Genomic DNA, 19,640 nt, shown 5'->3' with positions numbered 1-19,640 from the left:
AGATCGTTAATCAGTATCTTTCCCTTTAAGCATTTATTCACTCGATTAAAAATGAAAAATCCCGCATTCATTATTACGATTGACACTGAGGGCGACAATCTCTGGCAAAGCCCTCACAATATAACTTGTGAAAATGCAAAGTATCTACCCCGATTTCAGGATCTTTGTGAAAAGTACGGTTTTAAACCAACTTATTTAACAAACTACGAAATGGCAAGCGACACCTATTTTAAAAATTTTGCCAGAACCGTATTAGAAAAAAGAACAGGAGAAGTGGGCATGCATCTACATGCATGGAATAGCCCACCAGAATACGCACTAACAAGAGATGACTTTCAATACACGCCTTACTTGATTGAGTATCCAGTGGAGGTAATGCGCAGAAAGATAAGCAGTTTAACGGATCTACTGCAAGACACTTTTGGCCAGAAGATGATCAGCCACAGGGCAGGCCGATGGGCATTTAATGCAACGTATGCAGAATTGCTCCGCGAATATGGATACCTTGTAGACTGCTCGGTAACACCGGAGTGGACTGGAGCCTCACTAAAGGTGATCCAGATGGGCACGGTGGAACAAACTACACTAACTTCCTACGAAAAGCCTATTTCATGCATCCGCACGATATAGCCAAAGAGGGAAATACAAACCTACTACAAGTACCAATGACAATACTGCCCAAGCATTCTTATGTCGTTGAAAGAATAAAAACGGCAGTCAATAAAGTAAGGGGAAAGAAAAAACCTCGATCAATGAGTTGGCTCCGTCCTAAGGGCGGAAATGCTAAAGAAATGATTTGTTTAGCCAATCACTTTCTAGCTCGGGGAAGTGATTACATCGAGTTCATGCTGCACTCTTCAGAATTCATGCCCGGAGGCAGTCCGTCATTCAAGGACAAAGAATCTATCGAGCAACTCTACCATGACCCGGAAGAGCTTTTCATTCATCTTTCTGACCGATGCACAGGGATGACCCTGAAGGAATACCGAGATTACTTTATCAACAAGTAATCTTACGATATACCAGCTATTTTTTTGAAGTTATCAATACTGATCTTCTGTATATGTGCTTCACTTAAAGCACTGCACATTGATAGATTATAAAGATTGACTCCACGCTTTTTCAGCATATCTGCGGCAGCACAGAACCTAGGAGAAATTATACTGGAGAACAACTTATCCAGCCTTGTCGGCTGGATATCTTTCTCGTTCTCATAGAATCGAGGGGAGGAAAAATTATTCATATCAACACCGATAAGCCCAATATTTTTTGCTCCCATAGTGACAGCTAGCTGCATGCCCCAGAACACCACGGTTCCAGCATCAAAAACACCTTTCCTTGCATCAAGAGAGAAGAAAGGCTCACCATCCTCTAATGACACATGAGCATCAGAGTCACTCACCTCATTTCTAGAGGGTGCTTTCAAGAAAATTGGCTCATAGTAATCCTCCACAACAAGTATTGTGCATCGAATCTCTTGAGATGGAATTTGATCAAGAATTGACTTCAACACCGGGAGCAACACAAAGAAGATTAAATCTGGATTGGAAAGTGCTGCTCTAACTATTTCCGTTCTACTCTTAACAAAATCAATATCAACAACCAGAAAATATTTAAACTTCACCTTACCATTGAGAGCGAGGGCATAAGCACCATTAACAGCCATCATGGGGGTATTTTCAAAATAGCTGAAATTCACTTCAGCAACAGAAGGACCTGAGGCCACAATTAATAATGAATCATGCACCTCATGGAGATCAGACCAAGTCCCAAAAGGGAATTTACGCCCATATATCGACACATCACAAATACCCCCGACTTCATCCCGCTTAATCTTCACATATGGCCACAAATTTTCATTATGTCTCATACATCTAGGATGAGAATATCGATATATCTGCTTAAATAAAGTGCGAATAATTTTTGGCGGCGGGAAAACACTACTTATACCCATATTTCACTCACCAATATAATTAATTTAATATCTCTCGAGATGCAAAGCATTACAGATAGCGCAACAGAGAAGTATAGATACACCCAATAAAATCAGAGTGGCCGGGCCATTTTTTACTCAGTGATAGGGCAGACTTGCTATGTAACATATATAAATCTGTGTTTTCCCGATAGCGGACAACAGCATCGGCCATATCATCAGGAGATAACAACTGGCTCACTACAAGTTGATCACGGAGAGGGTCATACACTTGGCGGGCAAATGCCGTGCTGGCGCCAGTGAGTGCGGCGTACTCGGCTATCGTCAGTGTTGCCGGTAACAGCATCCCAGCCTGACCGTTGGGGACCACCTCGACAATACCGTCCACACATTGCGCAATGACAGGCAGCCCCCATGCCATCGCTTCCAGACAAACCAGCGACAGGCTTTCGTGCATGGAAGTCATCACGAACAGGTCGATGTTTTGGTAAAACGCGGGCATGTCATCGACCAGCCCCAGCAAACGTACCGAATCTGCCAAATCATGCTGCCGGATCAGTCGTTCCAGAACAGGACGTTCTGGCCCCTCGCTTAACAATCCAGGGCTTCCACTTGCACACCCTGTTCCCGCAGTTTTTTGACGGCGAGAATCAATAGGCCTACGGCCTTGAGCGGCACCAGCCGTGCGGCCATACCCAAACGCAACGGTCGATTCGTTGGCAAGGTGCGGCCAGCAGCCGTGGCAGGAGGGAGTAAACGAGTCGGCAGCGGGTTGAGGCAGACATCAATCGGGACTTGCAGGTGGTGCTTAAGCTCCAGCATGCGACGAGCGGCCTGTGATACCGCAATCGCCCCCGTTACGTATGGCAGGAAGCCAGCCAGTTGACGTGGCGAATGGTCATACCAGCTCATGCCATGTTCGTAATAAATCAATGGGCAGCCCAGTTTGAGGGCCGCCACACGGAAATCGGTAAACTGGTTCCGGGCAATCACCAGATCAGGCCGACAACGCCGGATGAGCGCCAGTCGTCGCCGGGCACGCATCCAGTACGGACGGCGCGGCAACTTGAATGGACCCAAGGTTTTGGGTGAAGCCAGCAAACGACTGTGTTTAGCCACGCTGTCGCGGAATCTGGGGGCCAGCTCGGGGCTATCGACAATGGTGTAATGTTCAACTTCTAGCCCACTGGGCGGCGTGGCCTGAATGAAGTCGGCAAACATGCTTTCCACACCACCGACCTTGGCCAGATCGATCAGGTGAACAATCTTCAAGCGGCGCATGCCGTAAGGCTCCGTCCAGCTCGGCGAGCCGCGGCCTGATAGGCTTGCAGCATCCCGTGCATCATGTAATCAAAAGACATGTACTGCCGGGCATGGCTATAGGCATTGGTACGCAGCTGTTCGGCCAACCCTTTATCCTGCAGCAACCGCTGCACCGCATCAGCCAGCGCTTGTGGCTGCCCGGGCGTGCACAGCAGACCGGTGCGCTCGTGCTCGATCATTTCCGGCAAGCCGCCCACGGTGGTGGCAACGATGTTCTTTTGCATGAGGAAAGCCTGCGCCACCAGACGGGTCTGTGCCTCGGTGGCGACCGAGGCCACCACGACGATGTCCGCCATCGCCAGCCAGTTCTCAATATCCGACTGATAGCCAAGGAAACGGATGCGCTCGCGAGTGAGGTCTTCCCCGGCGGCGGCGAGGACTTCCTGACGATAGCCCTCGGTCTGACCGGTTGCTGCCCCCAGTTGAATGCAGGTCAGGTTGCCGTGCTGTTGTAGTAACTGACGGCATGCCTGCACATAAAATAGCTGGCCCTTGTCCGGGCGGATCATGCCGACATTGGCCAGCACAACATGGTCAGCTGGAATTCCCAGTTGGGCACGTAATGCCTGGCCATCCCGCGCAGGGCTGAAACGCTCTTCATCGACACCGGCAACAGCCACATAGACTTTATCAGCCGGGGCCAAACCGGCATCGCCCAGCATTTGGCGAATCTTGCCAGCGGTAACAATGATGCCATCGTTACCCTTTTGCCAGATCAAGCGGCGCAAGGCATCAACACGGATCGGGTCCGTGACATGGCGCGAACGCACCACCGGCAAGCCGGTTAGCCACTTGATATAGGCGCCGTAAGTGCTGTCACGATTGCCGTGGCAATCCAGCAACTCAATCTGGTTGGAGCGCAGAAAACGTTTGAGCGCCAGCAGGGTGGAAGGGTTGGCCGAACCCCGGATTTCCATGGCATGCACAGGCACGTTCCGCTGCTGTGCCTGCTCCAGAATGGCAGCACCGGGGCGCGCGATAATCCGGTGGGATGACCATGCTGATTCAGCCAAGCGGATTGCTCGACAATACGCAGCTCTCGGCCGCCCCAATCCATTGATGATTCGATATGCGCCAGGCGCATGGATAACTCCTTACCGTTCAATCCTAAAAGCGCGGCATGATCTGGCGCCAGATCGACAGCCACTTCCAGTGGCGACATAGCGGGCGTGGCACCGTCAAGCCCAGCCATTGATCCATGAGAATGGTCCGGTGAAATTCAGGAACATGCGGCTATGCCCGTGTCCCATTCCCTGTTCGGCCAACTCCCGGCGTTTCCGGCTATCGACCGGCGTGTTGAAAGACAAATCGCGGGCCAGCGAATGATAGGAGCGCTTGCGGTCGATATCCTGCCGCTCAAAACAGCGGATGGACTTGGGCAGATAACACTGAAACGTCCCACGGGCCTTGTGGTATTTCACAAACCGCTGATCTTCCGCACCGTAATGGCCAGCAAATTCTTCGTCATAGCCAAAACATTCAAAGAAACGGCCACGCGACATGACAAAAAAGTTGGAATGCCCCTTGTAGATACGCCCGGTATCAGGCTCTTCCCGGTACATCTTGTAAAGCCGTTTGCCACAGCTACCCCGCGCGATCAGCTTGCGCATTGAATCAACCGGCACCTCATGGTCCAGATCGGTCAGCAAGATGGTATCGGCCCGGGCATACACCACACCGACATTACGGGCCCCCGCCTGATTCCAGCGAATATCCTGATCCACCTTTATCCAGGTCAGGTTGATCGGCAATTGTGGAATCTGATATTGAATGGGCGAGCCATCATCCACGATCACAAACTGCACCGGGCTCGCACATCTTCCGGATACGCGGCGTAACGCTCGAGCAGGCGGGTTACCGAACTGATGTCGTTCTGGTTGCAATAGAAATGGGTAATGTAGGACAGCTTCAGATCGGAATAGTCGCGTACGACGCGATGATCCAAGGCCCGTTGCGGGTAGCCTAACAGGGCATCCAGCGTATAACGCAGGCACTGGCTCACCGAAATACCCTCTGCCTCGGGCCGGGTCAGTACAACAGGATTCTTGACCCCCAGATAACCGGGTTGGCCGGAAAAAGCCTTGGCATCCAGATCGACAAACAAATTGACATCAGTCGCCTTGTTGAAGCGCCAATGGTTAACCAAAGAACGAGCAACCGGGGCACCGGGCCAATGTAATGCCAGCAACATGGGGTGTTGCGGCTGGAAGGCAAACTGACGGACAACGATACGATGATCGGCGAGCGAACCTGAGATCACTGCCGCCGCTTGCGCACCCCCGGCTAGCGCCTGCCGTAACGGCTCCCGGCCATCGACAACCTTTACCGTCCACCTGGCTGGCCAGTTCACGGCATCGTAAGTTGCCGGTGACACCAGCAGCACGATGTCCTCATGACAGGGCATGTCCAGCAACCAGCCAATAAACTTCTGACAAAGATCAACGGGAGTCAATACCAGCGCAAATAGCAGCTGCCGCGATTGAGCCTCCCCATGAGCTAACGACATATTCAGACTTTCTCTGATGAAATAACCGCGCAGTCTGTCGCATCAGACATGGATGCCTCGGCACCAACAAAACAGGAACATGGTCAGAAAGGCAAACTCCTCCAGCATGGAATCACGCCAGATATCATCCCACATCCCGCGGAAAAAGAAGCCCAGCACCAGCATGGTGAGGAAAAATCCCGGCAGGCTGTCCCGTCGGTAAAATCCAAGCCAGCCTAGCCGCACCAGTGAGCCGAGGAAAATAACCAGCAACAATGTTCCCACCACCCCATTCGCCAGCAGGAAATTGATGATCCCGGAATGGCTTTGTGACGTTGTGGCACTGGGGCCATAGTACTTCTCCACCAGATGGTGAAAGTTCAACCCATCAATGCCATGGCCGCATGGTTCCTTGGCAACCAACAGCAAACCGACCTTGATCCGGCAATGCGCTCGTAGGCGGAAATATCCACGGGCTGGCCATTGCTCATCACTGGAGCTGGGTAGCGATCACGATCTTTCCGGGTCGAATGATGTTCGATATCCCAAGCTAAGGGAGCTGTCTCGCGCAAGCTTTGCCAGCGAGGATCAGATATCCGGAGAGCCAGCCCAGCACCGAGACAAGAGACATGCCAGCTAGCGCATAGACCAGTATTTTCCACCATGCCGTCGTCCGGAACTTCACCAGCAAGACCATCAACGTAATGGACATCGTCATGGACAGAAAACCGATCGAGGCATTACGCGTGGCTAGGGAAAACAGGCTGGATACGGCGACCAGCAACATCCCAAGCAGCCACATGCTATTGACCGGCATACAGCGCTGTTTGCGTATGGCACGCACGACCAGTTCAGCCATCAGCAGGGAAATCACCAGATTGACATGCACCGATAATTCCATGCGCGAATAGGAATACCAGTTTTCCTGCCATGGGAAGTGACCAGTATGCCAAGCGGTCCAGAGAAAGCGCCCCAAGTGCAACGCTTAAGCACACACCACAAAACGAGAACGACAGCAAAAAACAGCCAAGAACGTGAAATACGTATCCGGCGTTTATCTACCTCGGAGAAAAGCACCCATGCCACACCAGCCATAAATACCGGGCGCAGCCACTTGACATGAAATACCTGCAGAAACCCCAATCCCTTGCCGGAAAAAGCAAGACCGACGATCAAGACCACGCCGCTCAATAAGGCGAAGCTGATGACCGGCAAACGGTTTGCTGGCGAAAAGGACAACCAGCTGGACCAGTCCGGGGCACAAGACAGTGCCGCCAAGACACTCAGATATAACGGTAAATTACGGTGAAAGCCCATCACCTCACTGGGCACCGGCCACACCAGACATAACCGGGCACTACACAGACACAGAAAAAGGCACCGCTTGTTCTCAAACCCTGTCATCAACCGCTGAAGCATGCCCGACCTCAAGATTCCCGGAAATGAATTTTATGCAGATTGGCATATAGCCCCTTGGCGGCCAACAATGTCTGATGTGTGCCGATTTCTGCAATCCGCCCATGATTCATCACAACAATCCGATCCGCATTCTCAATGGTCGACAAGCGGTGAGCAATCACGATCGTGGTGCGGTTTTGCATCAGTTTTTCCAAGGCTTCCTGCACTAGATGTTCCGACACCGTATCGAGTGCGCTGGTTGCCTCATCCAGAATCAGGATAGGCGCATTCTTCAGTAAGGCGCGAGCGATAGCCAGACGCTGGCGCTGACCACCAGAAAGTTTGACGCCATGTTCACCGATAACAGTGTCAAAGCCGTCCGGCATGGCTTCAATAAACTCCAAGGCATTGGCCGCTTGCGCCGCGGCCATCAGTTCATCACGCGACACATTTCCCATCCGCCCATAGGCGATGTTGGCGGCAACGGTATCATTGAACAGCACCACTTCTCGGCTAACCAGCGCAATATGCTCTCGCAGGGAGGCCAGCCTAATCTCCTCAACCGGGAGACCATCCAGCAAAATCTGCCCTTGCGTCGGGTCATAAAAACGAGGCAGCAGGCTGACCAGCGTGGTTTTACCACTACCGGAAGCCCCAACCAGCGCAACGGTTTCACCGGGCTGAATCACCAGATTGATATCTTCAAGCGCCCATTTTTCTGCATGCGGGTACCGGAACGACAGCTGCTGGAACGTGATCTGTCCTTTGGGGGACGCGAGTTGACGCGTGCCATGATCGTTTTCCGTTGTTTCATCCAGAAAGGCAAACACGCTCTCCGCTGCTGCCAAGCCTTTTTGCAAGGACTGGGAAATATTGGCGATCCGCTTGATTGGCGCAAACAACATGGTCATGGCCGACAAAAACGCCATGAAGGCCCCGGCAGAGAGAACATTCTGCTGCGCGCGCAGGGCGGCAAAATAGAGCACAAATGCCAGTGCGATGGCGATGAACAACTGTGTCAGGCTGGTAGAAATGGACGAGGCAGACACCTGCTTAACGGCATTTCGCCGCAAATCGGCAGAAGCCTTGTCAAACCGGCCCACCTCATAGCTTTCACCACCATAGATTTTGACCAGTTTCTGACAGGTAATGCTGTCGTTCAGTATCTGAGTGACTTGGGCGATTTGTAACTGGCTTTGGTGCGACAGTTTACGCAACCGTTTGCTGACAATACGGATACAAAGCGCAACCGCAGGGAAAACGGTGAAGCAGATCAGCGTCAGTTGCCAATCCAGATACAGCAGGTAGCCCAGCAGACTCAACACGGTAATCCCGTCTTTCACCGACACCGTAATGATGTTGAAGCCAGCAACGGTCACCTGATCGGCATCATAAGTAATACGCGACATCAGGCGTCCGGACATGTTGTCGTCGTAGTACGGTACAGGCAGGCGCAGCAGGCGTACAAACATCTCCTGTCGCAAGGTCTGTACCAGATGCCCGGTTAGCCAGCTCGTGGAATATTCATTAATGAAGCTGGTGACGCCACGCAGGACAAATAGCCCGACAATGGCAGGCGGAATCCAGTAAATGGCATGAAGGTCTTTGCCGACAAAACCGTGGTCAACCAGCGGCTTCATCAACGAGACAAAAGCGGCTTCAGTCGATGCGGCAATGGACAGGGATACCAGCGAGGCGAAAAACACCTTCCAGTAGCGCCGCAAATATGTCAGCAACCGCTTGTATAACATCCAGTTTTTCTGGAAACCGGGGCTTGGCATTGTTGTTCAGTCCTGCGCTGCACCCCACAAAGGGGCAAACAGCAAAAAAAGTTAAAGCAACCGGCGGTACGCTGCCAGCAACCGGTCAGCCATGGCATCCAGCGTCAGCGGCTCTGCCGTATGGTGGGCAGCTGCTTGCCAATGTGTCCACCGGGACTTGGCCGCCAGCCAGTCACGAACCAGCTGTTGCCAACCAGCCTCATCCAGTGCGTCGGCTACGCCGCCGTTTTCGCCTGACACGATCAGCTCTGCCGCGCCGCAGGTGGGCGTCGTCAATACCGGCAGGCCACTGGCGAGGGCTTCGACACAGACATTGGGAAACGGATCATACAGGGTCGGCAGGATGAAGGCATCCGCCATACCATAAAACGGCTTGACGTCCTGCTGGGCACCAACGAAACGAACCCGCTCGGCGACGCCCAGATCTGCCGCCAGTTGATGGTAACGGTCAGCATGTTTGTCATGCCCAACCACCACCAGATACAGCTCGGCAAATGGCTGTATGGCTTGCAGCGCACGAGCTACGCCTTTGCGCTCAAAGCCTGATCCGACATACAGCAACAGCGGAGCCTCAGCAGGTATCTGCCACTGTTGACGCATGCTGCCCCGGAATGTTGCCCGCAGCGAGGGATGGAATTGTGTGGTGTCGACACCGTTATAAATCACCACCAGCCGTTCGTCGGGAACGCCAAAGAGCTGCTGAATCTCGCGCTTGACCATCTCCGCGTTGCAGATCACCAGCTTGAGCGCCGGATCACGGAACATGGCGGCCTCGGCGCGCTGCACATAGTGATGGTAAGGGTTGGCCCATAACGCCAGGCACTGCCAGAACGATAGCGTCTGGCGCCGCAATTCCAGCCAACGCCGGTGCACGCCATCGCCAGCCCGATAAATATCGCATCCGGCAATCCGTTCATGCGATTGCACCAGGTCAAACTGCTCACGCTGCCACAAGACACGTGCGCGCCGGGCAAACCCCCAATCGCGCCAGACATTGCCCAGATAAAACGGGTTGGCCGAAAGATGGGTAATACCGTCGATAGCTTCCCAGCGACGGGCAATCAGATAGACCTCCAGATCCGTTTGCGCCCTAAGCGCCGTCAGCGCCCGGCTGACAAAACGTTCGGCACCACCGGCGGGGTTGTATTTTTGGCGGACAATCGCAAGACGGGTCATTCGATATCAGATTCCATGACCGGTCATGGCTACCAGCCGGTCAGCAGCCGTCAGCGCGCAAATCAGGCGTCTGCCACGGCGTTCAGTTGTTGCAAAAGATCGGCGATTTTATCAGGGTCTTCGGTGCGAAGCATGCGTCCAACCACGGTTCCGATACTATCCAGATGGGTATCCAGAACCACTCTTTTGACCGCCAGCAAATTGGCCGGGTGCATGGAAAAGCGGCGCAGCCCCATGCCGAGCAACAACCTGGTCAGGCTGGGGTCGCCCGCCATTTCTCCGCACACCGATACCGGTATACCGGCCTTGGTGGCGGTCTTGATGGTGTGCAGGATCAGCTTGAGCACCGCCGGATGCACCGGATCATACAGGTGGCTGACCGAATCATCATTGCGATCGATGGCCAGCGTGTACTGGATCAGGTCATTGGTGCCAATGGACAGGAAGTTGATGTGCTTGAGGAAACTGCCCACCACCAGTGCGGCGGAAGGAATTTCGATCATGGCACCGATTTCAATATCCTCAGCGTAAGACTGGCCGTTGTCGCGCAATTCCTGCTTGGCGTATTCAAACTGCGCCAATGCCTGTTTGAGCTCCGGCAAGGAGCTGATCATCGGGAACATCACCTTGATCTTGCCGTGACGCGAAGCGCGCAACAGCGCCCGCAATTGTGCACGGAACATCTGCGGCTCGGCCAGACACAGGCGGATACCGGTCAGGCCCAACGCCGGGTTGTCGGCCACACCGTGATTCAGCCACTTGGGGTTCTTGTCGGTGCCCGGGTCCATGGTCCGGATGGTAACCGGCAGTCCTTTGAGGTTCTCGGCTACGCGACGATAGGCCTCGTACTGTTCATCTTCGGTCGGCAGGGTATCGCGGCCAAGGAACAGGAATTCGCTGCGAAACAGGCCCACGCCCATGGCGCCCGAGCGGTGAATGTCATCCACATCAGACGGCAGCTCGATATTGGCGACCAGCTCAATCGGCGTCCCGTCCAGCGTCTTGGCATTGGCCTTGCGCAACGAGGACAGTTTGCGCCGGGCATCCCGCCAGCCGCGCAGGCGCTTAGCGGTATTCGGTCAGCACCGTATCCACCGGATTGATGATCACCACGCCCTGCTGACCATCGACGATGATCAGTTCTTCTTCACGAATCAGCTCGCGCGCGTGATGCAAGGCGATGACCGAGGGCAAATCAAGGCTACGGCCGAGAATGGCAGTGTGGGATGTAGCCCCTCCCACATCGGTGATGAAGGCGGCGAAATTGGACTCTTTGAAATACACCATGTCGGCTAGGCGACAGATCGTGCGCCACCAGAATGGCATCATCGACCAGATCACCAGGAGCTAAGCAATTGCAGCGAGTGGCCATCCAGATTCTTGAAGATACGCTCGACCACCTGCAGCACATCGTTCTTGCGTTCGCGCAGGTAGCCTTCTTCGATGGCGTCGAACTGTGACACCAGCGCATCGCATTGCAGCTTCAGTGCCCATTCGGCATTGCAATGCTGCTGGGCGATGATCTCTCGCGGTTCGCGCGAAATGGTGGCATCGCCAAGCAGCATGATATGTAGCGAGAGGAACGCGCCCAGTTCGGCCGGGGCGTTTTCCGGGATGCTGCCCCAGAGCATTTCCAGCTCTTTGCGCGTAACGCGCACCGCTTCATCGAAGCGGGCCATTTCTGGCGCAATTTCCGCATCTTCCAGCCCGTAGTGGGGCACATCGTCCATGCTGCGGGAAATAAGATGGGCACGCCCGATGGCGATGCCGCCACCGATCGCCACGCCGTGCAGGATGATGCTCATGTGACCCCTCCCTCAGGGCTGATTCATTCAGCCTCGTCGAACTTGTTGTTGATCAGGTCGACCAATGCCGTCAGGGCTTCCTGTTCATCTTCGCCGTTTACATCCAGCGTGACCTGCGCCCCCTTGGCGGCGGCCAGCATCATCACGCCCATGATGCTTTTGCCGTTGACGCGACGGCCATTGCGGGTAATCCACACTTCACTCTTGTAACGACTGGCCAACTGGGTGAACTTGCTGGATGCGCGGGCATGCAATCCCAGCTTGTTGATGATTTCCACTTCAGCTTGAAGCATTCCCATCCCACGGAATAATGTAAAGGACACCTTCCAACCCGCCGGTAATCGCCTTGCTGACCACGATTTCCAGTGGCTGACTGCTGTAGCACAGCACCCGCACCAGCATGGGAAGACTGACACCGGCCACGGCTTCCACCCTGCCCGGAGTAATTAAACGACTGGCAATATTGGCCGGGGTTCCCCCGTACATGTCGGTGAGGACCACCACACCATCGCCCTGATCCAATTGGGCGACCAGATTCTGCGCATACAGCAATTTCTGATCGGGATCTTCCGCTTTGTCGACGGCCATGACCGCCAGATTCTCCGGCTCACGACCCAGAATATGCCGCGCACAGGCCACCGTGCTTTCGCCCGGTCGCCATGCGAGATAATCAGTACGCCTACCATGCCTGTTTCTTTTCGTTATGCACGCTGTTGTCGGGCTCAGTCGTGCTCTTGGCCTTCCGGAACCTGCATTGTAGCAGCCCGGTTCTCGACGCGGCGGTACCAAGACAGCTTGTCCGCCAGATTCACCACTTCGCCCACTATGATAAGCGCAGGCGAGCGAACTTCGTAGCGCGAAATCACCTGCGGCAGGCTCTCCAGCGTGCCGATCACCGTGCGTTGCCGCTGGGTGGTGGCCCATTCCACCACGGCGGCAGGCGTATCGGGCGCCTTGCCATGCGCAATGAACGCCTGACAAAGATCGGCCGCCATGGTCAGCCCCATGTAGACCACTACGGTCTGGTCCGGACGGGTGAGCGCGGGCCAGTCCAGCTGGATGGTGCCATCTTTCTTGTGGCCGGTGACAAAGGTTACCGACTGGGCGTAATCGCGATGGGTCAGCGGAATCCCGGCGTAGGAGGCCGCACCGCTGGCAGAGGTAATGCCGGGAACCACTTCGAAGGGGATGTCGTGCTCGGCCAGCGTCTGGATTTCTTCGCCACCGCGGCCGAAGGTGAAGGGGTCGCCGCCTTTCAGGCGCAACACCCGGCGGCCTTCGCGTGCCAGCCGTACCATCAGCAGATTGATGTCTTCCTGCGGCAGCGTGTGGTTGGCGCGCGCTTTACCAACGTAAATGCGTTCGGCGTCACGCCGCACCAGATCAAGCAGTTCGCTGGCGACCAGATTGTCGTACAGCACCACGTCGGCTTGCTGCATCAGCCGCAAGGCGCGGAAGGTCAGCAGATCGGGGTTGCCCGGCCCGGCACCCACCAGATAGACGGCGCCCAGTGGTTTACTGGAAGCTTCGGCCAACCTTTTTTCCATTTCGCTGTCGGCCATGGCTTCATTGCCGTGCATCACGGCTTCGGCCACCGGCCCTTCCAGCACCGATTCCCAGAACGCCCGGCGCGCCTCGACATTATCAAAGCGCTGTTTCACCCGCTCGCGAAAACGCGCGGCAAAGCGCGCAAGTTGGCCGAAACCGGCCGGAATCAGGCTTTCCAGCCGGGCACGGATCAGACGCGCCAGTACCGGCACGCCGCCACCGGTGGAGACAGCGATCACCAGCGGGGAACGGTCGATAATCGCCGGAGTGATGTAGGTAGACAGCTCCGGATCGTCCACCACGTTGACCAGAATACCGCGCTGCTGCGCTGCTTCGGACACTTGCCGATTGATGTCGCGCCGGTTGGTGGCGGCCACCACCAGACGCATGCCGACGGTATGTTGTGGCTCGAAAACCCCGGCGTGATAGGCCAGTTGGCCCTGTGCCGCCAGGCTGGCGAGTTCCGGCACCAGTTGCGGTGCCACCACGGTGAGCCGCGCCCCCGCCTCCAGCAGCAAACGCACCTTGCGCAAGGCCACCTCGCCACCGCCCACCACCAGACACGGCGCTTCCTGCAATTTCACAAAGACGGGAAAATAATCCATCGGCACACTCCACATTTAGCCCGCAAGCATACTGTAATTGTTGAGCAAAAACGACGCTTCTTCGTGTGAAGGGATGGTAAGCTGATTGCTGAGACAGGCTGGCATGCCTGATGCCTGTAAGCCGGATTGAACGCCGATGGACAAAAGTTTGAATACGACTGCACACCGCTCTCTCCTTAGCCGCCCCGGCCAGACCGGTCGCGTCCTTGCCTTGCTGTTGCTTGCGCCCGGTCCAGCCTGGGCCGGTGGTCTTGGCCTGCCGACGCCGTTGTGGTGGCTGGCCGGACTGCTGCTGGTATTGGCCAGCGTGGTGCTGGGTGCTGCCTTGCAGCAGCGCCGACAGCAACAGCACATCCGGCAAACGCTGCGCCTCAAGGTGAGCCGCGCCGAGGCCGCGCTGCTGGCGCTGGATGAATGGGGCCAGATCATTGCCGCCAGCAAGGGCTGTCAGCCCTTGTTCGGCCAACTTCCTAACACGCTGCAGCAAACCGGGCTGCCCGCCGAGCTGATCAGCCAACTGCTGAACGAGCGCCTCGCCATCGGCGCCACCCTCAGCGGCGCCGTGTCGTCAGCCGTCAACCCGGCCACGCCCATGCTGACGGTTCAGGCGCTGGCCGGCTACGGGCTGCCGGAAGATGCCGCATGGCAGCTGCTGTTGCTGCGCGACATCAGTACCGAACACCTGCAACAACAGCAAGACGAGCATCTGCGTCTGGCGCTAAAGGGCGCTCGCTTGGGCATGCTGGAATTCGATCTGGACAACCAACGGCTGGATTGCTCCAGTCTGGCGCTGCACAATCTGCTGGGGCTGATTAGCGCCATGCAACCGCTTGTCGTTTAACGACTGGCTGGAACGCTTGCACCCGGAAGACCGCGCGCAGGCCAGCGCCCTGCTCAGCAACCCGGCCTTGCATGAAGACAGCGCCACCAGCCCGGAATTTCGCATCCGTCACGAAAACGGCAGCTGGGAATGGCTGGAGCAGCGCAATCACTGCCTGCGTACTCAGGGCCGTATCACCCATATCGTGGCCATGTGCCAGATCATCAGTGCGCGCAAGTTGGCCGAAGCCTCGCTGCTGAGGCGCGAGCAGGAATTCCGCACGCTGGTGGAAAACTCGCCAGACATCATCGCCCGCTACGATCTGGACCTGCGCTGCCAGTTCATCAACCGCAGCATCAACCGTTATTCGCCCATCCCGCGCGAAGAACACATTGGTAAGCACATTGGGGATAAAGGTTGGCCGGACGAGCTGGTAAGGCGCTTTGAGCAGGAAGCCCGTACCCTGATCGAAACACGGGAAGCCCGCAGCTTTGAAACCGAGCTGTTCCGGGACAACCGCCGCTATATTTTCGAGAGTCGGCTGTTCCCGGAGTTTGACCGTAATGGCGTGCTCACCAGCATTCTGTGCGTGGACCGCGAAATCACCTCGACACGCCAGACCAACCGGCTGCTGACCGAGGAAAACGCGGTGATGGAGATGATCGCCAACAACCAGCCATTGCCGGACATCCTCAAACAGATTTGCCAGATGATCGAAACCCAGCTGCCGCATGGCATCTGTTCCATCATGCGGCTGGACGACGAAGGCACGCACCTGAAAATGGCGTCGGGAGCCAAGCTGCCACCCGACTACAGTGCCATGGTGGATGGCATTGCCATCGGCCCGGAAGTGGGATCATGCGGTACCGCTGCCTACTGGAAACGGCCGATCATTGTGGATGACATCGCCACCAGCCCGCTGTGGGCCAAATTCGCCAGTAAAACCGTTGGGGAATTCGGCCTGCGCGCGTGCTGGTCCATCCCCATCTTTACCAGCGAACATAATCTGCTCGGCACCTTCGGCATCTATCACAAGGAACCGCGCCGCCCCACGCCGGAAGAACTCGATCTGGCCTACCGCAGTACGCACCTGACCGCCATTGCGCTGCAGAGCAATCTGCACGAAAAACAACTGTATAAACTGGCCACGCAGGACAGCCTCACCGGCTTGAACAACCGCCGCCAGTTTCTTGATCTGGCCGGACGCGAAATCAAGCGCAGCCAGCGTTATCAGCAACCGCTGACAGTGATGATGCTGGATCTGGACCATTTCAAGAACATCAACGACCGCTATGGCCATGACGTGGGTGATCAGGTCATCCACCACTTTGCCAGCGTGCTGCAAACCGTGCTGCGCGCCAGCGATCTGGCCGGACGACTGGGCGGTGAGGAATTTGCCGGGCTGTTGCCCGATACCGATCTGGCCGATGCCTTGCCGGTGGCCGAACGCTTGCGCCAGCAAGTGGAGAACTCGGCCCTGACCATCAATGGCCAAGCCGTGCATTACACCGTCAGCATCGGGCTGACCGCGTTGCAGCCGGGCGATGTCGCCATCGACGACTTGCTGCGCCGCGCCGACAAACTGCTGTATCAGGCCAAGGACCATGGCCGTAACCGGGTGTGTGGTGGCGATACCTTCAGCCGCGCGCTGGATGTGGAAAACACGTGACCGCCCTGGCATCGCACTTACCTGTCGCACCCGCTCTACCAGCCCATCCGCGCGGCAGCCGCCGGCTGGATGGCGAGCACTGGCCCCAACAGGCGGATTATGACCAACTGCTGAGCACCGCACAGGCGCACGGCATCGTCCTGCCCGGCCTGCGCTTTGTCTGTGATCTGCAACCAAGCGCCTACTACGAACTGCATATCGCCCACACCGGCGAAGTGCCCACGCGCACGCAAAACTGGCACGACTGGTTCAATGCGCTGGCGTGGCTGGCATGGTAAACGAGCAAACAGGCGCTCAACGCGCGTCATCTGCGCGCCATGCAACGGGGCGAAACACGACGCGGCCCGCTACGCGATGCGGCCACGCTGCTGGATGAATGCGGAGTGATTGTGGCCTGTGCCGATCCAGCCCTGAGTCAGGCACTGGATGGCATGCAGTGGCAAACGCTGTTTGTCGGTCAGCGTTCAGACTGGGGGCAGCGCATCGGCGTGCATACGCTCGGCCACGCCATTTTTGAACAAGGCCTGCAACCGCATATTGGCTGGTGCGGCAAGGCACTGGTAATGCCGGTGGCGCCGGACTTTTTCGGCCAACCTCTGACCGAGCAACGCCAGCAGCTGGATCATGCGCTGGCACAGCGACTGGCCGATGACCACTGGCTGGCCACACCACGCGAGCTGTGGCCGCTGCCACTGCTGGGCATTCCCGGCTGGTGGCCGGACAACGATAACCCGGCGTTTTACGCCAATACGGATTACTTTCGCCCCAGCCGACGGGCAAAGTCGGCCAGCGTGACGGCCTGAAGCGTGCCGATCAGCGGGCGCAATAATTCTTCCACCCCCTCGCCTACGGCATCGCCGTTAGCCGGGTCGGCACGATAGACAAACAATTCGAACAGTTCGGCCGGGTGATGGCCGACGGCTTTTTCATCAGCACCCGGGCATCGCGCTGCCCCTTTTGCACGTAACCATGGCGCGCCAGCCGGTCCAGCACCAGCCCCAACTCGTCATAGCCCACCTGTACCCGCTGGCGTAATTCCAGCGGTGCCAGCGCCCGCCCCTGCTGTTGCGCTTCATCCAGCAGCAACAGCAACTCCAGCGCATCCAGAAAACGCCGACGCGGCGCCAGATGACGCTGCCGGCCTGGCCGTCCCAATGGGACAGCGACGCGGTAAACACCGCTCCGGCCAGCACTACCAGCCACAGGCAGTAGACCCACAACAGGAAAATCGGCACGCTGGCAAAGGCGCCGTACACCAGCTGGTAAGACGCCACCTTGCCGATATAAAACCCGAAGCCCACCTTGGTCAGTTCCAGCAGGATGGACGTCAGCAGCGCCCCGCCCGCAGCATGGCGGAACGGCACAAAGCGGTTGGGAACAATGCGGAAAATCAGCGACAGCACCAGCGCGGTCAGCACGATCGAGCCGCCGGTTTCCAGCGCGTGCGCCAGCATCGGCAGGTTGCGCTCGAAATGCGTGAGCTTGAACAGCCAGCGCCACGACATCAGGCTGTAAGCCAGCACCACCGGCCCTAGCGTCAATACCGTCCAGTACACCATGCTTTGCTGCAACAGCGGTCGGCCACGTCGGACGCGCCAGATGGCGTTGAAGGTGCGTTCCACCGTGGACATCAGCATCAGCGCCGTCACGCCCAGCATGATAATGCCCGCCGCCGTGAGCTTTTCCGCGTTGTCGGCAAACTGGCGCATGTAGACCGAAATCACCTTGTTTAGCCGAATTCCGGCACCAGCGTGGAGAGCAGCATCACCTTGAAGCGCGTGCTGTAATCGGAAAACACCGGAAACGCCGACATCACCGTCAGCGCGATGGTGAGTAACGGCACCAGCGCCAGCAGCGTGGTAAAGGTCAGGCTGCCCGCCACCTGCATGACACGATGGTCACCCATGCGGCGGAGCAGAAAGCGGGAAAAGCCCAGTTGGGCGTCGAATCGTTGCGGCAGGTTCATGCACGGCAAGGTAATGTCAAATGCGCCTCAGCACAAGCGGGAATGCTTTATCATCCGGCTCGGATAACCACTCGGATCAAGGATGTGTCATGCAGGATATTCTGGTGCTGTATTACAGCCAGCACGGCGCCACGCGCGAACTGGCCCGACTGATCGCCCGCGGCATCGAAAGCGTACCGGGTGCGCAGGCGCGCTTGCGCACCGTACCCAAAGTGTCCACCGTGTGCGAAGCCAGCGCACCGGCGGTACCGGACAGCGGTGCGCCGTATGTCGAACGTCAGGATCTGGTGGAATGTATTGGTCTGGCGCTGGGCAGCCCCACCCGCTTTGGCAACATGGCGGCGGCGGTGAAATATTTTCTCGACGGCACCACGCCGGAATGGATGCAGGGCGCGCTGGCAGGCAAACCGGCCTGTGTCTTTACCAGCACGGCGTCACAGCATGGCGGACAGGAAAGCACGCTGCTGTCGATGATGCTGCCGTTGCTGCACCACGGCATGGTACTGGTCGGCCTGCCGTATAGCGAGGCAGAACTCTCCAGCACGCAAACCGGTGGCACGCCCTACGGCGTCAGCCACGTGGCCGGTGCCCAGAACGACCGCCCGATTTCCGCCGAGGAAAAACAGCTGGCCATCGCTCAGGGTAAAAGGTTGGCCGAAATGGCGCTCAGGCTTGCCGCACCGTTGCGCTAGTGCGGTCGGCATCACGCCACGGCGCCACTTTTAGCAACAGCGCCATGCCCGGCAACGCCAGCACGGTGCACAGCAGAAAGAAGCCGTTCCAGCCCAGCCCGTCCACCAGATAACCGGTGGCGGCGTTGGCCAGCGTGCGCGGCACGGCAGCCGGGCTGGTGAACAAGGCAAACTGGGTGGCGGTATAAGCCGGGTGGGTGGTGCGGGCGATATAGGCCACAAACGCCGCCGTCCCCAGCCCCACGCCCAATGCCTCGAAGCCGATCACCAGCGCCGGGCGCGACAGCTCGGCCGGGCCAACATGGGCAAAATGGCCAAAGCTCGCCAGCCGGGCAAAACCCAGAATCGACAATACCTGCACCACGCCAAACAGCCACAGCGCCCGGTTGATGCCCAGCTTGAGCATCCATACCCCGCCCAGCAGCCCGCCGATCACCGC

The 19,640-nt window shown here is 57.0% G+C and carries 23 protein-coding genes and 2 pseudogenes; 6 read left to right on the top strand and 19 right to left on the bottom strand.

Annotated features, from left to right (window positions below; all coding sequences use genetic code 11):
- Positions 1-51: 51 nt before the first annotated feature.
- On the top strand, positions 52-630 hold the full coding sequence (locus GKE73_RS11745) for a polysaccharide deacetylase family protein (RefSeq protein ID WP_230370166.1): 579 nt from the start codon (positions 52-54) through the stop codon (positions 628-630).
- Positions 612-1,010, top strand: a complete 399-nt coding sequence (locus GKE73_RS11740; protein WP_230370165.1) for a polysaccharide deacetylase family protein — start codon at positions 612-614, stop codon at positions 1,008-1,010. The genes GKE73_RS11745 and GKE73_RS11740 overlap by 19 nt, the downstream gene beginning before the upstream one ends.
- A gap of 2 nt (positions 1,011-1,012) precedes the next feature.
- Here GKE73_RS11740 and GKE73_RS11735 read toward each other — a convergent pair whose 3' ends face one another.
- The 15 genes and pseudogenes from GKE73_RS11735 to cysG all read right to left on the bottom strand — a co-directional run bounded on the left by GKE73_RS11735 (position 1,013) and on the right by cysG (position 14,054).
- Positions 1,013-1,840, bottom strand: coding sequence for a hypothetical protein (locus GKE73_RS11735; protein WP_230370164.1), 828 nt, complete (start codon positions 1,838-1,840; stop codon positions 1,013-1,015).
- Between the two features lie 163 nt (positions 1,841-2,003).
- Positions 2,004-2,531 carry a glycosyltransferase gene (locus GKE73_RS11730; RefSeq protein ID WP_280954899.1) on the bottom strand — a complete coding sequence of 176 codons (528 nt, stop codon included), beginning with the start codon at positions 2,529-2,531 and terminating at the stop codon, positions 2,004-2,006.
- Entirely contained in the window at positions 2,525-3,214 is a 690-nt protein-coding gene (locus GKE73_RS11725; protein ID WP_230370162.1) for a glycosyltransferase, read from the bottom strand. Before GKE73_RS11725 ends, GKE73_RS11730 begins: the two co-directional genes overlap by 7 nt.
- Entirely contained in the window at positions 3,202-4,269 is a 1,068-nt protein-coding gene (locus tag GKE73_RS11720) for a glycosyltransferase family 4 protein (RefSeq protein ID WP_230370161.1), read from the bottom strand. The genes GKE73_RS11725 and GKE73_RS11720 overlap by 13 nt, the downstream gene beginning before the upstream one ends.
- A gap of 165 nt (positions 4,270-4,434) precedes the next feature.
- A complete protein-coding gene (locus GKE73_RS11715) occupies positions 4,435-5,061 on the bottom strand; it encodes a glycosyltransferase (protein ID WP_230370160.1) in 627 nt (208 codons plus the stop codon).
- Positions 5,049-5,660, bottom strand: coding sequence for a hypothetical protein (locus GKE73_RS11710; protein WP_230370159.1), 612 nt, complete (start codon positions 5,658-5,660; stop codon positions 5,049-5,051). The genes GKE73_RS11715 and GKE73_RS11710 overlap by 13 nt, the downstream gene beginning before the upstream one ends.
- A 144-nt stretch (positions 5,661-5,804) precedes the next feature.
- The gene (locus GKE73_RS11705) at positions 5,805-6,164 is read right to left on the bottom strand and encodes an O-antigen ligase family protein (protein ID WP_230370158.1); all 360 of its coding nucleotides are present in this window, start codon (positions 6,162-6,164) and stop codon (positions 5,805-5,807) included.
- 127 nt (positions 6,165-6,291) lie between these two features.
- Entirely contained in the window at positions 6,292-6,630 is a 339-nt protein-coding gene (locus GKE73_RS11700) for a hypothetical protein (RefSeq protein ID WP_230370157.1), read from the bottom strand.
- Entirely contained in the window at positions 6,612-7,073 is a 462-nt protein-coding gene (locus tag GKE73_RS11695) for a hypothetical protein (RefSeq protein WP_230370156.1), read from the bottom strand. The genes GKE73_RS11700 and GKE73_RS11695 overlap by 19 nt, the downstream gene beginning before the upstream one ends.
- Before the next feature lie 95 nt (positions 7,074-7,168).
- On the bottom strand, positions 7,169-8,920 hold the full coding sequence (gene msbA / locus GKE73_RS11690) for a lipid A export permease/ATP-binding protein MsbA (protein ID WP_230370155.1): 1,752 nt from the start codon (positions 8,918-8,920) through the stop codon (positions 7,169-7,171).
- A gap of 51 nt (positions 8,921-8,971) precedes the next feature.
- Entirely contained in the window at positions 8,972-10,096 is a 1,125-nt protein-coding gene (locus GKE73_RS11685; RefSeq protein ID WP_230370154.1) for a glycosyltransferase family 4 protein, read from the bottom strand.
- Positions 10,097-10,158: 62 nt separating this feature from the next.
- A pseudogene (gene ptsP / locus GKE73_RS11680) lies at positions 10,159-11,901 on the bottom strand (phosphoenolpyruvate--protein phosphotransferase).
- Positions 11,902-11,924: 23 nt separating this feature from the next.
- Positions 11,925-12,194, bottom strand: a complete 270-nt coding sequence (locus GKE73_RS11675; protein WP_230370153.1) for an HPr family phosphocarrier protein — start codon at positions 12,192-12,194, stop codon at positions 11,925-11,927.
- A complete protein-coding gene (locus tag GKE73_RS11670) occupies positions 12,181-12,489 on the bottom strand; it encodes a PTS sugar transporter subunit IIA (RefSeq protein ID WP_230370152.1) in 309 nt (102 codons plus the stop codon). Before GKE73_RS11670 ends, GKE73_RS11675 begins: the two co-directional genes overlap by 14 nt.
- A 134-nt stretch (positions 12,490-12,623) precedes the next feature.
- The gene (gene cysG, locus GKE73_RS11665) at positions 12,624-14,054 is read right to left on the bottom strand and encodes a siroheme synthase CysG (protein ID WP_230370151.1); all 1,431 of its coding nucleotides are present in this window, start codon (positions 14,052-14,054) and stop codon (positions 12,624-12,626) included.
- A 136-nt stretch (positions 14,055-14,190) separates the two neighbouring features.
- On the opposite strand from cysG, the gene GKE73_RS11660 reads away from it, so the two are divergent.
- From GKE73_RS11660 to GKE73_RS11650, 3 genes and pseudogenes are all read left to right on the top strand, one after another.
- Positions 14,191-14,895, top strand: a complete 705-nt coding sequence (locus tag GKE73_RS11660) for a hypothetical protein (RefSeq protein WP_230370150.1) — start codon at positions 14,191-14,193, stop codon at positions 14,893-14,895.
- Positions 14,885-16,543 (top strand): sensor domain-containing diguanylate cyclase, encoded by a 1,659-nt coding sequence (locus GKE73_RS11655; RefSeq protein WP_230370149.1) that lies wholly within the window; start codon positions 14,885-14,887, stop codon positions 16,541-16,543. The genes GKE73_RS11660 and GKE73_RS11655 overlap by 11 nt, the downstream gene beginning before the upstream one ends.
- Positions 16,495-17,346 (top strand): annotated as a pseudogene (locus tag GKE73_RS11650) (DUF3025 domain-containing protein). Before GKE73_RS11655 ends, GKE73_RS11650 begins: the two are co-directional and overlap by 49 nt.
- Here the strand turns inward: GKE73_RS11650 and GKE73_RS23410 are convergent.
- Genes GKE73_RS23410 through GKE73_RS11640 form a run of 3 tightly spaced genes read right to left on the bottom strand, consistent with a single transcriptional unit; the run spans position 17,298 to position 18,509 of the window.
- Complete coding sequence (locus tag GKE73_RS23410; protein WP_280954898.1) at positions 17,298-17,432, bottom strand: hypothetical protein; 135 nt, start codon at positions 17,430-17,432, stop codon at positions 17,298-17,300. The pseudogene GKE73_RS11650 and the gene GKE73_RS23410 overlap by 49 nt on opposite strands.
- Before the next feature lie 40 nt (positions 17,433-17,472).
- Entirely contained in the window at positions 17,473-18,267 is a 795-nt protein-coding gene (locus GKE73_RS11645) for a YihY family inner membrane protein (RefSeq protein ID WP_230370148.1), read from the bottom strand.
- Positions 18,268-18,272: 5 nt separating this feature from the next.
- Positions 18,273-18,509, bottom strand: coding sequence for a YhjD/YihY/BrkB family envelope integrity protein (locus tag GKE73_RS11640; RefSeq protein WP_376767430.1), 237 nt, complete (start codon positions 18,507-18,509; stop codon positions 18,273-18,275).
- 89 nt (positions 18,510-18,598) lie between these two features.
- On the opposite strand from GKE73_RS11640, the gene wrbA reads away from it, so the two are divergent.
- Positions 18,599-19,201 (top strand): NAD(P)H:quinone oxidoreductase, encoded by a 603-nt coding sequence (gene wrbA, locus GKE73_RS11635; protein WP_230370146.1) that lies wholly within the window; start codon positions 18,599-18,601, stop codon positions 19,199-19,201.
- Here the strand turns inward: wrbA and GKE73_RS25810 are convergent.
- The gene (locus tag GKE73_RS25810; RefSeq protein WP_376767345.1) at positions 19,176-19,637 is read right to left on the bottom strand and encodes an MFS transporter; all 462 of its coding nucleotides are present in this window, start codon (positions 19,635-19,637) and stop codon (positions 19,176-19,178) included. The two genes, wrbA and GKE73_RS25810, sit on opposite strands and share 26 nt — an antisense overlap.
- Positions 19,638-19,640: the final 3 nt, after the last annotated feature.

This window comes from Paludibacterium denitrificans, assembly GCF_009707705.1.
GTDB lineage: Bacteria > Pseudomonadota > Gammaproteobacteria > Burkholderiales > Chromobacteriaceae > Paludibacterium_A > Paludibacterium_A denitrificans.
This window is presented reverse-complemented; position numbering and strand designations above follow the sequence as displayed.